This window comes from Parvimonas micra (genome assembly GCF_021300775.1).
Lineage (GTDB): Bacteria > Bacillota > Clostridia > Tissierellales > Peptoniphilaceae > Parvimonas.
Genome location: NZ_JAJTJP010000003.1, coordinates 90309 through 103922 on the forward strand (window position 1 = coordinate 90309; position 13614 = coordinate 103922).

General features: G+C 28.9%; 13 protein-coding genes. 2 read left to right on the top strand and 11 right to left on the bottom strand.

Annotated elements, in window-relative coordinates:
• Positions 1–8: 8 nt before the first annotated feature.
• The 6 genes from mnmA to LW893_RS05695 form a co-directional block, all read right to left on the bottom strand.
• The gene (gene mnmA / locus LW893_RS05670) at positions 9–1085 is read right to left on the bottom strand and encodes a tRNA 2-thiouridine(34) synthase MnmA (protein ID WP_233056336.1); all 1077 of its coding nucleotides are present in this window, start codon (positions 1083–1085) and stop codon (positions 9–11) included.
• Between the two features lie 10 nt (positions 1086–1095).
• Entirely contained in the window at positions 1096–1932 is an 837-nt protein-coding gene (locus LW893_RS05675) for a DegV family protein (RefSeq protein WP_233056337.1), read from the bottom strand.
• A 1-nt stretch (position 1933) separates the two neighbouring features.
• A complete protein-coding gene (glmM, locus tag LW893_RS05680; protein WP_233056338.1) occupies positions 1934–3268 on the bottom strand; it encodes a phosphoglucosamine mutase in 1335 nt (444 codons plus the stop codon).
• Between the two features lie 142 nt (positions 3269–3410).
• Positions 3411–4694 carry an MFS transporter gene (locus LW893_RS05685; protein WP_233056339.1) on the bottom strand — a complete coding sequence of 428 codons (1284 nt, stop codon included), beginning with the start codon at positions 4692–4694 and terminating at the stop codon, positions 3411–3413.
• A gap of 12 nt (positions 4695–4706) precedes the next feature.
• On the bottom strand, positions 4707–4862 hold the full coding sequence (locus LW893_RS05690; protein WP_233056340.1) for a hypothetical protein: 156 nt from the start codon (positions 4860–4862) through the stop codon (positions 4707–4709).
• Positions 4863–4883: 21 nt separating this feature from the next.
• Positions 4884–5468: a methyltransferase domain-containing protein gene (locus tag LW893_RS05695; protein ID WP_233056341.1), complete on the bottom strand. Its 585-nt coding sequence runs from the start codon at positions 5466–5468 to the stop codon at positions 4884–4886.
• Positions 5469–5633: 165 nt separating this feature from the next.
• Between LW893_RS05695 and LW893_RS05700 the strand changes: the two genes are divergently transcribed.
• The gene (locus LW893_RS05700) at positions 5634–5825 is read left to right on the top strand and encodes a DUF1858 domain-containing protein (protein ID WP_233056342.1); all 192 of its coding nucleotides are present in this window, start codon (positions 5634–5636) and stop codon (positions 5823–5825) included.
• Between the two features lie 82 nt (positions 5826–5907).
• Here the strand turns inward: LW893_RS05700 and LW893_RS05705 are convergent, their stop codons facing one another.
• The 5 genes from LW893_RS05705 to LW893_RS05725 form a co-directional block, all read right to left on the bottom strand.
• On the bottom strand, positions 5908–7323 hold the full coding sequence (locus LW893_RS05705; RefSeq protein WP_233056343.1) for an aminoacyl-histidine dipeptidase: 1416 nt from the start codon (positions 7321–7323) through the stop codon (positions 5908–5910).
• 9 nt (positions 7324–7332) lie between these two features.
• Positions 7333–7599, bottom strand: coding sequence for a glutaredoxin domain-containing protein (locus LW893_RS05710; protein WP_233056344.1), 267 nt, complete (start codon positions 7597–7599; stop codon positions 7333–7335).
• Between the two features lie 9 nt (positions 7600–7608).
• Complete coding sequence (locus LW893_RS05715; RefSeq protein ID WP_233056345.1) at positions 7609–9000, bottom strand: glycine--tRNA ligase; 1392 nt, start codon at positions 8998–9000, stop codon at positions 7609–7611.
• A gap of 239 nt (positions 9001–9239) precedes the next feature.
• On the bottom strand, positions 9240–11705 hold the full coding sequence (locus tag LW893_RS05720) for a L,D-transpeptidase family protein (protein ID WP_233056346.1): 2466 nt from the start codon (positions 11703–11705) through the stop codon (positions 9240–9242).
• Between the two features lie 235 nt (positions 11706–11940).
• Positions 11941–12840 carry a YitT family protein gene (locus LW893_RS05725; protein ID WP_233056347.1) on the bottom strand — a complete coding sequence of 300 codons (900 nt, stop codon included), beginning with the start codon at positions 12838–12840 and terminating at the stop codon, positions 11941–11943.
• 214 nt (positions 12841–13054) lie between these two features.
• Between LW893_RS05725 and LW893_RS05730 the strand changes: the two genes are divergently transcribed.
• A complete protein-coding gene (locus LW893_RS05730; RefSeq protein ID WP_233056348.1) occupies positions 13055–13588 on the top strand; it encodes a hypothetical protein in 534 nt (177 codons plus the stop codon).
• Positions 13589–13614 lie beyond the last annotated feature (26 nt).

The window sequence follows — 13614 nt, forward strand, 5'->3', positions numbered from 1 at the left end:
CTCTTTTTTTAATATACTTCATCAATTATTCCGCCACCAACAACAATATCATCCAAATAAAAAACAGCTGACTGCCCTTTGTTTGGTGCTCTTACAGGTTTTTTAAATTCTGCAAACAATTCACTATTTTTATAATATAATAATGCTTTTGTTTCACTTTGTCCATGTCTTACTTTTACATTTACTTCTAATGGTTTTTCTAAATTATCAAATAGTATGAAATTTTCATCTCTTACCTTTATTTTGTCTTTATATAGAGCATCTTCATCAGATAATGTAACTGTATTGTCAAAAGCATTTATTTTTGATACAAAAACTCTCTTTCCAAGAGCAATACCAAGACCTTTTCTTTGACCAACAGTATAATAAACTATTCCATTATGTTTTCCAAGTTTTTCGCCTTTTTCGTCAATAAAATAACCTTCCTTAATAAGTTCTGGATTTCTTTGTTTTATAAATAATCCATGGTCCCTATTTTGAACAAAACAAATTTCTTCACTATCTTTTTTTGAATAAGTCAAAATATTCTCATTTTTAGCTATTTCCCTAACTTCATCCTTTAACAAATCCGCAAGTGGAAATATAGTCTTTGAAAGAACTTCTTGACTTGTATTATATAAGAAATATGTTTGATCTTTCTTAGAATCTTTAGCTCTTTTTAAAAGATATCTATTATAGTCTTTATTAAATTCAACTTTTGCATAATGTCCAGTAGATATAAAATCAGCCTTTAAAGGCTTTATTTTATCTACAAAACTATTAAATTTTATATATTTATTACAAGCAACACATGGATTTGGTGTATATCCTAGTGAATATTCTCTAACAAAATTTTCAATTATCTTTTTGTCGAACTCTTCTCTAAAACTCATTGTATAATGTTTAACACCCATAGCTTCAGCAACTATTTTTGCATCCATTACAGAAGACAATGAACAACAACCTTTTTCTTCATCATATAGATGACCTTTTGGTACTAAATTCATTGTAACACCTATTACTTCATATCCTTCTTTCAATAACAAATGGCAGGCAACACAACTGTCGACCCCGCCACTCATTCCTAAAATTACTCTTTTATTCAAAACTACCTCACTAATAGCTTATAATTATTCCGCCTTCATTTTCGTAAGTAGTAGACAAACCTCTAGCAGAAATAATTAAAACATCCCTAAAATTATATTTTTCAATAATTTTTTTCTTTATTTCCTTTGCTCTTTCAAAACAATTGCAATGTGTAATTACCATTGTTTTTTCTTGAAAGTTAGAACAATTTTCACCTATTGCATCAACAAGTTCACAATATGCCTTTTTTAGACCTCTAACTTTTTTGTAAATATCTATTTCTCCATCAACACCATGCATAACTGGTTTAATAGAAAAAGCAGAAGCTATCATTGCTTTTATTTTAGAAATTCTTCCATTTTTTATTAAATTATCAAGACTTTCTAAAACAAAAAATATTTTCATTTCTGAAATGTATTTTGTTACATTGTCAACAATTTCTTGAAATGTCATCTTTTTGTCTATACATTCTTGTATTTTTAGAGCCACTAAAGTTTCTCCAGCAGCAGCAGACTTAGTATCAAAAACATGGATTAATCTTTCACCTTTATCAAGTATCATAGATTTTGCTAAACAAGCATTAGAATATGTTGCACTTAATTTACTAGACAAAGTTAAACAAAAAATTTCTTTAGCTTGTTCAAATTTATCCATAAAAAGCTTAGGAGAAGGTGCCGCAGTTTTTATTGAACTAGCATTTCTCATATCTTCAATATATTTATTAACATCGAGATTTTCATCATCTAAATAATCTACATCATCAAGTTGTAATGTCATAGGAACTATTTCAATATCTACTTTTAATTCCTTCTTCAATTCTTCTGTAAAATCACAACAACTATCAGCTACTATGAGTCTATCTTTCATCTTATCCTAACCTCTCTTCAATAAACTTGGCAAGTTTTTTAGCTTCAACTTCCAATTCTTCTTGATTTTCTCCTTCAATCATAACTCTAACTAAAGGTTCAGTTCCTGAAGGTCTTATTAAAACTCTACCATTTCCTGAAAATTTTTCTTCAATTTTATTTATTTCAGATACAATTTCTTTATCTTGTGCATAAGCATTTCTATTTTCTAATTTAACTTTAGCATTAACTAAAACTTGTGGATATGAAACCATAAGTTCGTTAAAATATGATAAATTATTTATACTGCTAGCAACTAATTCACAAATTTTTAGGGCTGTAAATGTTCCATCTCCAGTTGTACTGTCATTTAAGAAAATCATATGTCCAGATTGTTCTGCACCTAAAATATAGTCATGTTCAAGCATTTGTTCTAAAACAAATCTATCTCCAACTTTAGCTGGTACAAAATCAACATCAATTGAATCTAAGTATTTTTTAAGACCAATATTACTCATAACTGTACCAACAACAGCATTATTTGTTAATTCATCTTTTTCTTTATATGACTTAGCCATAGCTGCTAAGATATGATCTCCATCCATAATATTTCCTTTTTCATCAACAGCTAAGCATCTATCAGCATCACCATCAAAAGAAAATCCCATATCAACATCATTTTCTAAAACAGCCTGTCTTATTACTTCCATATTTGTACTGCCACAGTTTAAATTTATATTCTTTCCATCAGGAGCAGTATTTAAAGAGATTACTTCCATTCCTAATTCTTCAAATAATTTTCTTGCAATTTTGTAACTAGCTCCATTTCCAAAGTCAACTGCTATTTTTAAATTTGAAAAATCAGCATCAACTCTTGATTTTAAATAGTCAGCATAAATAGAAACAGCTTCTTTCTCTTCTGAAAAAATTCCCTCTTGAATTTCTCCAAAATCAAAATTTTCATCATCTAAAATACTTTCAACTCTATATTCTATTTCATCAGAAATTTTAAATCCATTTTCATTAAATACTTTAATTCCGTTATAAATATAAGGATTATGAGATGCTGAAATAACAGCTCCTCCAACAGCTTTAAAGTATTTAATTAAGTAGGCAACTGTAGGTGTTGGCGCAATTCCTACTGTAACTACATTAAATCCCATTTCCAATAAACCTTTTGCTAAACTACTTTCAAGATTTTTTCCACTTTCTCTAGTGTCTCTACCAATTATAAATAATTTTTCTTCTTTATCTTTTAAAATGTATCCAACAGATTTTCCTAATTTATAAGCGAGTTCATCAGTTAAATTTTCTCCATAAACTCCTCTGAGTCCATCTGTTCCAAAATAATTTCCCATTTTTACTCCTAATTTAAATCATATTTATTCTTGATTACATACATAATCACAGTAATTATATCATAAATCTATAAAAAAATCATTAATTATTATCTTAAAACAACTATAAGTATTGTAATTTACTATTTATTAAAGTCATAATTTATATAGTTTTTCCTATATTATTTTTTATCTTTAATTGTGCCATTAATATGCTAATCAATGTTATTCCAACAACTATAAGGTATATTGATTTATTTTGTTCAAAACCTAAAATACCATGTGGAATTAGTTTTGAAATCCATAAATATACTCTATCTCCAAAATACACTCCCATAGCAAAAAATAATTGAAATATTCCCATACTTACATTTCTATCTTCCTTTTCAAAATATTGCATCGCCATTGATATTAAACATGTATAAGCAATTCCATATCCAAAACCATTAAATGTATATCCTAAAAATGCAGGTATATAAGAATCAGTTAGTATTATAATTATATAGAAAACTAAACTTGAACCCAAACCTAGTACTAATGTTTTCTCTATTCCGATTTTTTTTGCAAAATAAGTTCCAGCTAGAACACTTGCAATCAATTGAGGGAAAGCAAATAAAACATCAATATATGCCAAAAGAATTGGTGGCATATTTAAAGTAACCTTAGCATAGGCTATCATATTTGCTCCTGAAGTAGAGAACTTAATAAATGAAACTAATATCGCTATTAAGCAAATATATAAATAGCCTTTAAACTCAAAAACTTTTTTAACTTTTTCAAAACTAAATCTCTTTGCAGAATAAGAAACATCTTTTACAAAAAAAGTTAAGATTAAAGCTACAATTGAAATTGTAGCAGAAAGCCCCCAAAGTAATTTAAAATTTTTATATGTCCCATAAGTTGATAGATACTGTATGGGGGCGGCTATAAATTCCGCCAAAAGTGGCGCTACGGATAAAATCGAAGCAGAAATTGCAGCTTTTTCTTTTGAAAAAGTCTCTGAGAATAAAACATTGAATACAGCAAGCATAGATGCACAAATTCCCATTGCAATTGATGAAAAATAAAGAGTATTATAACTAGGTTTTAATACAACCATTACTGATGCCAAAGTTAATGTAAAAAGTGCAATTTGAATAAATATTTTCTTTCGATTAAAAATATCACTTAATATAAAAATTGGCAATCTTATAAAACAACTAATAAGACCGTATGCAGAAGTTATTTGAGCAGCTAAGACTATTGAAAATCCAAGCCCACCCTCTTCAATTGGACTAATAGCATATAATTTTCTATAAGCTCTTACAACTGTTATTCCGCTCCAAAAAAGTACAAAAAGCCAAAATATTAATTTTTGATTTCTATCTAAATCATATTTTTTTGAAATAAAAAATACGATAATAAAAGTTAAAACAATCATAAAGATTGATGAATAAAGTTTAATCATTTTTCCTCCTAACTATTTTGGCTTAAATGCTAAAATTTTTCCACGTCTAATATAATCTCTTAAATTCAACTTATGACCCCATTTTGCCAGATATTCGTCTGTCAACTCTTCTTCAATTATTGTATAAAGCTCAAAACCAACTTTTTTCAATATATTTTTTAACTTCACCGAAGTTATAGATCCCGCAACTCAAGTAGCATGGAAAATTGGCTCATCTTTTATCCAAGCCGGCAATTCATTAAATTGAACAATATCAGAAATTGAAATTCTTCCACCAGGTTTTAGAACTCTGAAAATTTCAGAATAAACTTTCTCCTTATCTTCACATAGATTTATAACACAATTTGAAATTACACAATCAACTGTATCATTTTCTACTTTTAGGTCATCGATATCAGATACTCTAAAATCAGTATTTAAGAATCCTTTTTTACCCCTTATATATTTTGCTTTTTCAACCATTTCAACAAGTCTATCTACACCAATTACCAAGCCTTCTTCACCAACTATTTTACAAGCTTTAAAAACATCCATTCCTTTTCCACAGCCTAAATCCAAAACTGTTTCTCCAGATTTTAAATTTGCATTTTCAATTGGATTTCCGCAACCCAATCCTAGATTTGCGCTATTTTCCAAATCTTCTAAAGTGTATCCTAAACTTAAAGCAATTCTTTCTTCTATTTCTTTACTATCTTCTGTTTCACTTAATCTATCATTTAAAGCAATATTCTTATATAATTCATCAATTGCTTTTTTGTTATCACAGCATTTCATAACTAACCTCCTAATGACTTTATTATTTTACCATAAAACAAAATATTAGTCTATTATAAATATAACCCAAAAATAAAATTCTATTAAATTATTTAATCACTATCCCTTGATTTTTTTCTCAATTCCTTGTATTATATGGGTATAAGATTATTAGGAGGTGCAGTTATGAAAATAACAAAAGATATGTTAATCGGAGACATTATTCAAATCCATCCAGATGCAATTGAAATTCTATTTAACTTCGGACTTTCTTGTGTAGGTTGTCCTGCAAGTCAAATGGAAACTCTTGAAGAAGCTACTATGGTTCATGGACTTAATTTAGATTTACTTCTTGATGTCTTAAACGAAAACGCTTAAGTTTAAAATTCCTCACCTTTCACAATAGTGCTTGGTGAGTCGTACATAAAAAAATCGCGAGTTATTACTCGCGATTTTTTTATTATAGATTTTCTAATAATTCTCTAACAAATTCAAAAGTCCTTTGTGTTGAAGGAATATTTAATCTTTCAACAGGGCTATGAACATCTTTCATTGCAGGTCCTATTGAGATCATTTCCATATCTGGAAATGTATCAACAAAAACAGCTGGCTCTAAAGCAGCATGAACAACTTCAACTTTCATTTCTTTTCCTGTTAAATTCTTATAAACTTCTAATGCAGTATCTCTCAATTTTGAAACTTTTGCAAATTCCCAAGGTTTATAATAATCTTCTAATGTATATTCTACACCATTTTCTTCATAAACTTTTTTTACAATATTTGTATATTCTTCAAAAGTTTTAGGATTTGAGCTTCTTAATGAAAGTGTAAATCTAACGAAATTTCCATCAAATTTAATCATAGCAAAGTTATCAGAACATTCAACAATTGAAGGATATTCTTCCATCATTGAATATACTCCATGAGGAATATTTCTAATTACATTTTCAATTTTTTCTTGACATCCTTGACATAAAACTTCTTTTACATTTTCAACTTTTTCTATAGATACTCTCATATCCTTATCAAGTGGATATTCACTTATTAATTTTGAAAAATCAATTTTAAATTCATCTGCATCACTTGTGAAAACAACTTTTGCATCTCTTGGAATTGCATTATGTTTTGTTCCACCTTCAATACTAACTAATCTATAATCAGCGATTTCTTTAACTAAATCCATTGCTCTTAAAGCAAATTTTAAAGAATTTCCTCTTTGTTGATGAATTTCCATTCCAGAGTGACCACCAAGCATGTTGTTTACTGATAGAATAAAAGTATTTTTCTTATTATTTTCTTCGAATTTAACCTTTAAAGTTCCCATAACATTATGTCCACCTGAACAACCTGATAAAAGAACTCCTTCTTCCTCAGCATCAATATTTAAAAGTTTTCTTCCATTTAATAATTCTCTTTTTACAGCTCTAGCTCCTGCCATTGTTCTTTCTTCATCTGTAGTTACAAGTAGTTCTAATGCAGGATGTTTAGCTTCTTTATCTTCTAAAATTGCAAGTCCCATAGCAACAGCGATACCATCGTCAGCTCCAAGAGTTGTTCCTTTAGTTTTAACCCAATCTCCATCAACAATTACAGGTATTGGATCAACTAAGAAATCATGTTCAACTCCATCAGCTTTTTCAGCAACCATATCCATATGTCCTTGAATTACAACTGGTTCATGATCTTCATAACCTTTATATGCAGGTTTTCTAATAACAATATTATTACTTTCATCTTGGATTGTTTCTAATCCTAATGACTTTCCAACGCTGTATAAATAATCACTTACAGCTTGTTCATTTCCAGATTCTCTTGGAATTTTTGTAAGTTCTTCAAAATAATGAAAAACTCTTTCAGGCTTTAAATTTTCTAACATGAATACCTCCTATTTAAAATATTCATCAAATTCTTCAATACTGAAGATTATTTTTTCTCCATCATTTACAACCATTGCTGGTATTCCGATAGATCCATTTTCTTTTGCAAAATCAAATGCAGGATCTTCTCTAAATTTTAAAAATTTCTTTAGATTTGCTAAATTTTCAGTAATATCTAAATATAAGTATTTAACTTCTCTCTCATCAAGAGCCTTTTTCATAACAATACAATCAGGACACATGCTTGATCCAAAAACAACTTTTTTACTAACCATAATTACCTCCTAAAATTCTAAAGATTTTTCAATGAAATCTTTTAATTCTGAAATCTTAATTCTTTCTTGTTCCATTGTATCTCTAAATCTTACAGTTACACATTCATCTTCCAAAGTATCAAAATCAACAGTTATACAGAAAGGAGTTCCAACTTCATCTTGTCTTCTATATCTCTTTCCTATACTTCCAGAAACATCTGTATCTATCATAAAATATTTTGAAAGTTCATCATAAATTTCATCAGATTTATCTGATAATTTTTTTGTAAGTGGTAAAATTGCAGCCTTAAATGGAGCTAGGGCAGGATGTAGTCTTAATACAGTTCTAACATCACCTTCTCCTATTTCTTCTTCATCATAAGCATTACATAAGAAAGCTAAAGCAACTCTGTCTGCTCCAAGTGAAGGTTCAATACAATATGGAATATATTTTTCATTTGTAACAGGGTCTATATATCTTAAATCTTCACCAGATACTTCAATATGTCTTGATAAATCATAATCTGTTCTATCTGCAATTCCCCAAAGTTCTCCCCAACCAAATGGGAATAAGAATTCTATATCACAAGTAGCCTTACTGTAAAAACTTAATTCTTCTTGTTCATGATCTCTAAGTCTTAGAGTTTCTTCATTCATTCCTAAAGATAATAACCAATTGAAAGAGTAGTTTTTCCAGTAGTTATACCATTCTAAATCTTCTCCCGGTTTGCAGAAAAATTCTAATTCCATTTGTTCAAATTCACGAGTTCTAAAAGTAAAATTACCAGGTGTAATTTCATTTCTAAAAGATTTACCAACTTGTGCGATACCAAAAGGAATTTTCTTTCTTGAAGTTCTAGCAATATTTTTAAAATTGACAAAAATACCTTGTGCAGTTTCAGGTCTTAAATAAATTTCAGATTTACTATCTTCAGTAACTCCTTGAAAAGTTTTAAACATAAGATTGAATCTTCTAATAGGAGTAAAATTTTGCTTTTTACAGTTTGGACAACAAATATTTTTTTCCTTAATCAATTCTTCAACTTTTTCATTTTCCCATCCGTCAACATTTATATCACCAAGATTATTTTCAAAATAAAAATCTTCAATAAGCTTATCAGCTCTAAAACGAGATTTACATTCTTTACAGTCAATAAGAGGATCACTAAAACTACCAACATGACCAGATGCTACCCAAACTTCAGGGTTCATCAAGATTGAACTATCAAGACCAACATTATATTTAGATTGTTGAACAAATTTTTTCCACCAAGCTTTTTTAACGTTATTTTTAAATTCAACACCTAAAGGACCATAATCCCAAGTATTTGCTAGTCCACCATAAATTTCTGACCCTGGATAAATTATTCCCCTACTTTTACATAAAGAAACAACTTTTTCCATACTTTTTTCTGATTTCATAATATCCTCCTATATTTTTACAATAAAAAAGGTCATATCGTAAGGGACGATATGACCGTGGTTCCACCCTAATTATGTTAAAAAACATCACTCTAAAATTTAATTACTCCCGATATCCCCATAATACAAAAATATAATTTTTCACCAAACAATTACTCTCTAAAAATTTCATATTATTTTTTATCGTTCACCGTAAGTATTAATAAATTTATTCTAACATATTTGCCTTTTAAAATCAACTAGTAAACTATTACTCTCATTCCAACAAATGAATTATTGAAAATATATCCCATTGATCCAGGACTTACATTTACACAACCATGTGAGCCACCCCATCTATAGAATCTATTATTTGAGAAAGCAGAACTTGGTTGCCAATTTGCATCATGAATTCCATAACTTCCGTGGAATGGCATCCAGTAACTAACCCTAGAAGCATATCCTGGTCCTCTTAAAATTCTAGAAGTTTCTCTTGATTGAACACTGAAATTTCCAGTTACAGTAGGAGTTGAAGGTTTACCACCAACAATACCAATTTTTGAAATAATTTGACCATTTCTAACAAGCCATAATGTTTGGTCGCTTAAACTTACAACTATAAAATTTCCATTTACATGACAGCTTCTACCTGAACCTTTTACTCTCCAGATTCCATTTTGAACATACCAATTAGAATCAGCTAATTCAGTTTCAACTCCATCAATATAAGATGTTCCACCATGCCATCCATTAGCATATTTTCCACTTATAAAGTATCTATTTCCATTACCATCTGTTGCATATCCAGTATATTTGTAACCATCTCTAAAGTAATACCATTCACTTCCATCATCATACCAACCAGTTGCTGGATATTTGCTTCCGTCATAATATTGTCCACTTATATAAGTATTTCCGTTTGATTCTAAACCTTCTTTATATAGTTTATTATCATATCTTCCATTAGCATATTTACCATTTATGAAATATCTTTTACCATTTCCATCTGTTGCAAAACCTGTAACTTTCTTACCATTTAAGAAAAAGTACCAAGCTGTTCCATCATCATACCAGCCATTACCGATTTTTCCATAACCATAATATACTCCATTTATATAAGCATTAGCATATTTACCATTTAAGAATTGCATTTCTCCATTTCCATCTTTAGATTTTCCAGTAAATTTATTTCCATCTCTAAAGTAGTACCATGCGCTTCCGTCATCATGCCATCCATTTGCAGGAACTTTATTTTCATCATAGTAAATATTATTTACATAAGTCTTGCCTTCAGAGTCTAATCCGTCCTTGAATAAATTCCCATTATATTTTCCATTAGCATATTTACCATTAACAAAAAATCTAATGCCATTACCATCTATGCCAATTCCGTTATATTTATATCCATCTTTAAAGTAATACCATGCACTTCCATCATCATGCCATCCATTAGCAATTTTACCATGTCCATAGTAAACACCGCCTATATAAGCATTAGCATATTTACCATTAATGAATTGCATTTCTCCGTTACCATCTTTTGCTTTTCCAGTAAATTTGTAACCATCTTTAAAATAATACCATGCACTTCCATCATCATACCAACCAGTAGCTGGTTTACTATTTTCATCATAAAAAATGCCTTTCGCATATACTTTTCCTTTTGAAACTACACCATCTTTATATAGCTTTCCTTCATATATCCCATTAGCATATTTACCATTGTCAAATAATCTCTTACCGTTACCATCTACTCCATTTCCAGTAAATTTTTTACCATTTATAAAGAAGTACCATGCAGTTCCATCATCATGCCATCCATTAGCAATTTTACCATATCCATAGTAAGTACCGCCTATATAAGCATTAGCGTATTTACCATTAATAAATTGCATTTCTCCATTACCATCTTTTGCTTTTCCGGTAAATTTATTTCCATCTTTAAAGAAATACCATGCACTTCCATCATCATGCCAACCTGTAACAACTTTTCCGTCTTTATAGAAAGAGTTATTTACATAGCCATTTGCATATTTTCCATTAACAAAATACATTTCGCCATTTCCGTCTTTGGCTTTTCCATTATGTTTCTTTCCGTTCTTGAAATAATACCATGCGCTTCCGTCATCATACCATCCGTTAGCTGGCTTGCTATTTTCATCATAGAAAATATCATTAGCATAAACTTTACCTTTTGATTCTACACCATCTTTAAAAAGTTTACCTTCATATATTCCATTTGCATATTTACCATTAGCAAAATATCTTCTTCCGTTACCATCTTTTGCATAACCTGTGTGTCTTTTACCATTTTGGAAGAAATGCCATTCAGATCCATCTTTAAACCACCAATTAGCGACTTTACCTTCATAATAGTAAATATCTCCAACATAACCATTTGCGTATTTACCATTTACGAAATACATTTCACCATTAGCATCTTTTCCTTTTCCAGTATGTTTTATACCTTCTTTAAAGTAATACCAAGCAGTTCCATTATTAAACCAACCGGTAGCAAATTTTCCTTCATAATAATATTTACCTTCAAATTCTCCAGTAAATTTTTTCCCTTTTTGGTAAAAATATCTTTCATTACCTTCTTGTTTCCAACCACTAAATTCATCAGCAAAAACTATTTTTTTGTCTGAATACTTATTTACAACTAAAACATTTGCAAAAAGTAGTGAAAAAACTAGAATACTTCTTGAAAAAACTCGCTTTTTCATAATTCCTCCTAAACATAAAAATAAAAATCAATATATAAAATCATAACTAATTTACCCAAAAATTATAATTAATAAATAGTTAAATAAAACAATTTTTATCTAATATAATAGTATAAATCGCTCATAATATAGTATATAAAATTTTCGGACAAAAGTCAATCGAATGCGAACGTTTGCTTTCGAAAAATTGCAACAAAAAACTGTTATAAACAAATATCTATAACAGTTTTTTAAATTACATTTTTCTTCTTTTATTCTTTTCTTTTAAAATTTTAAGATTATCTTCGGTAAGATAACTAAATCCTTCTCCAGATACTTCATTTACTGTTGCAACATTTACAAATGCAGTATCGTCAAATTCCCTTATAAAATTCATAAGTTTAATATATTCTGGTCTTGTAAGAATTGTTTCTACCATAACTCTTTCACTCTTATTATATCCACCTTTTACTTCATAAAGTGTACTTCCTCTTACTAATTCATGAACAATAAACTCATTAATTCCTTCCCAATATCTTGAATTGATATAAACTTTAATTCTAGTCTTGTATCCAGTAAGCACTTTATCAATAACAACTGCATTAAATAAAATTCCAACTAGAGCATACATTGCTGCATTAATTCCATAAGCAGCATAACCCATAACTACAACAGAAAAATCTGCAATAAATACTCCAACACTTAAATCTACATGCATATATTTGTTTAAAATTTTTCCAACAATATCTGTCCCACCTGTAGAAGCATTTTGATTCAATGTTAAAGCTATACCTATTGCTGTAACCCCAACTCCAATAATCATACTCATAAAAGGAGTATCAACTAAAGGTTGAACATTAGGAATCAATTTTTCAAAAACTATAAGTGCAATAGATAGTACAACTGTAGCATAAATGCTTAATCCCCCAAACTCTGATCCTATTAGCAAGAAAGCTAAAATAAATAAAATAACATTTATTCCAAGTTGAAATACCCCAACAGGAATGCCAGGCATAAATTTAGCTAGTGCTATTGAAAATCCTGCTGTTCCTCCTATTGTTAAATTATAAGGAATCATAAAGAAATAAACCCCTGCAGATACTATAATAGATGCAAATGTTGTAATAATAACTTTTCTTAATGTACTATAATTCATATTCTCCCCTCCTATAATCTACCGCTCAAGTATAACAAAACTTTTCAAATTTTACAACAAGTAAATCATATAACTATTGATTTTTTTATAAAAAAAGTTTAAAATAAATTTATACTATATTTTACACTTTCGATAAATTTATTTTATACATCTTGTTTTTTTGAAAAAATAAATTTTTATGTAAAGTGAAATAATAAATATATTGGAGGCTTATATGATTAAACAAATTGAATTAAACTTAGAAACTATCGAATCCATGTTATATTTATGGACAGCTTTAGCTGAAAAAGAAAAAGTTGCTGAAAGCTTTTTTATTGATGTAGCTAAACAATATCCACTACAAGCTATTAAAACAAAAGATTTCGATGAAGAATCAGTAAGAAAAGTTTTATCCGCTATCCAAAACAGAGAATTACTTTCTGCTGCAACTAAGGAAGAAAAAAGATTTTGGAATAACAATATGTGGATGATGGAAGATCTTGAACTTCCTAAACTTATGGCGAAACCTATAAAAGTTTTAAATGTAAATCATTTAATTGATGAATTAAACAAAGAATTCCCAAATAATGATAGAGAAATTTTAAAGGTATATATTGCTCCTCTACATATAGATGATTACTATATAGTTGACGGTAATTTAATTATCAACTTCTTTAGAATTATGTTACCAGATGGAGAAAATGCATTCATCGAAGGAAAACCTGTTGATGAATACATTCTTGAAAAATTAAAAGAAGTTTTAAAATAATTATATGAAAAAGGAAGTGTTCAAAA